Consider the following 1,799-nt stretch of genomic DNA (forward strand, 5'->3'; position numbering starts at 1 on the left):
CCCGCCTGCGGCGGCATGCACGCCGTTGGGCGCATTGCGCTGGCCGCGATCGGCAGCGCGGCCGGCTTGCGTGCGTTGTGGCTGCTGGCGCGTATCGAAATCGACCGCAGGCTGTTCGCGGCGCTCGACCGGGCCACGGATGAGGGCGGGAACGGCGAGGCAGCCGCGCTGGCCGCGCTCGACGAGACGCTGCTCGCGTTGCGCTGGATCGATGCGGGGCGCGCCGGGCGGCCGCTCGCGCTGCGCGTGCAGGGTGCGGTGGGGCTGTTGCGGCAGGGCATGATCGTCGCGTTCGCGCAGTGGAGCGTGCTCGGGATCGCCGTGGCGCTGGGCGGGTGGCGATAAGCGGCGGAACGGTGCCGACGAGAACCGGCGGCACAAAAGAAAAAGCCCGCAACACTGTTGCGGGCTGAATCCATGTTGGAGACATGGAGGAGACAGATGCAATACTAAGGGTTAGTACTAGGCTTGGCAAGCGATTTCGTCATCCGTTGTGTTTGTGCAACGACAAGGCCCTGTCAAGGCCGTCGGACGGGCGTTTTACCGTCGGGGCAGGCGTCGTTTTTGCTCCGACCCCGATGTGATCGAATGCCGGCGCGGCCTCTCACGCGGGCAAACCGGCTTCGGTATGATGGCCGCTGGCCGGTGCGCGAGGCGGAATGCCGCCCGAATCCGCCGGCAGGACTTCCCCATCCAGCCATGAACGACCTCGATACGACGTCCGACGCCAGTGCGGCGGATCCGGCAGCGCTCGACGCGCTGCATGCCTTCGTCGAACGCCATCCGCGCCTGTTCGTGCTGACCGGCGCCGGCATCAGCACCGATTCCGGCATTCCCGGCTACCGCGACCGCAACGGCCAGTGGATGCGTTCCCAACCGATCCAGTACCAGGAATTCGTCGGCTCCGAGCATGCGCGCCGCCGGTATTGGGCACGCAGCATGCTCGGCTGGCCCGTCGTGGGGCGCGCCCGGCCGAACGCCGCGCATCGCGCGCTCGCGCGGCTCGGCGCGGCCGGGCGGGTTGGCCGGCTGGTCACGCAGAACGTCGACGGCCTGCATCAGCGCGCCGGCAGCGCCGGTGTGATCGAACTGCACGGCGGCATCGACGGCGTGACCTGCCTCGCGTGCGGCGCCCATCACGCGCGCGCCGCGATCCAGCCGATGCTCGAGGCCGACAATCCCGCGTTGCTCGCGATGGAGGCCGTGCCGCTCGCCGACGGCGACGCGCAGCTCGAACTCGATACGCTCGACACGTTCCGCGTGCCGGCGTGCCCGCTGTGCGGCGGCATGCTGAAGCCGGCCGTGGTGTTTTTCGGCGAGAACGTGCCGCGCGAGCGCGTCGCGGCCGCCAGCCAATCGCTCGACGAAGCCGACGCCGTGCTGGTGGTGGGCTCCTCGCTGATGGTGTATTCGGGCTACCGGTTCTGCGTTTGGGCGCAGCAGCGCGACAAGCCCGTCGCCGCGCTGAATCTCGGCCGCACGCGCGCCGATCCGCTGCTCGCGTTGAAGGTCGAGGCCGCCTGCGGTTCCACGCTCGACTGGCTGGCCACGCGGCTCGGGCTGGCGGAAGCGGCGCACGGCGCACCGGCCGGCGTCTGAGGCGCGAAGCGGCGGCGCGGGCAGGGCGCGCGCCGCCCGCTATCGCCCGCCGCGCCCGACCGGCACACTGCGCGCTGTGCCTCTTTTGCCATCCTTTTGCATCGAGGCCCCTTTCTTATGACGCATCCGTCCCCCGCCCCCCACGCCCCGCACGCGCCGCCGCCCGCGCCCACCCCGCACCCTCGCACACCGTCTCGCCC

Annotated in this window: 2 protein-coding genes; both read left to right on the forward strand. The window is 71.0% G+C overall.

Annotated elements, in window-relative coordinates:
- On the forward strand, positions 1–345 hold a 345-nt coding region (locus G3N92_RS33640; RefSeq protein WP_241015195.1), incomplete at its 5' end, for a hypothetical protein.
- Between the two features lie 354 nt (positions 346–699).
- Positions 700–1,599, forward strand: a complete 900-nt coding sequence (locus tag G3N92_RS33645) for an NAD-dependent protein deacetylase (RefSeq protein ID WP_206131811.1) — start codon at positions 700–702, stop codon at positions 1,597–1,599.
- Positions 1,600–1,799: the final 200 nt, after the last annotated feature.

It is taken from the genome of Burkholderia sp. Ac-20379 (assembly GCF_017104645.1).
Lineage (GTDB): Bacteria > Pseudomonadota > Gammaproteobacteria > Burkholderiales > Burkholderiaceae > Burkholderia.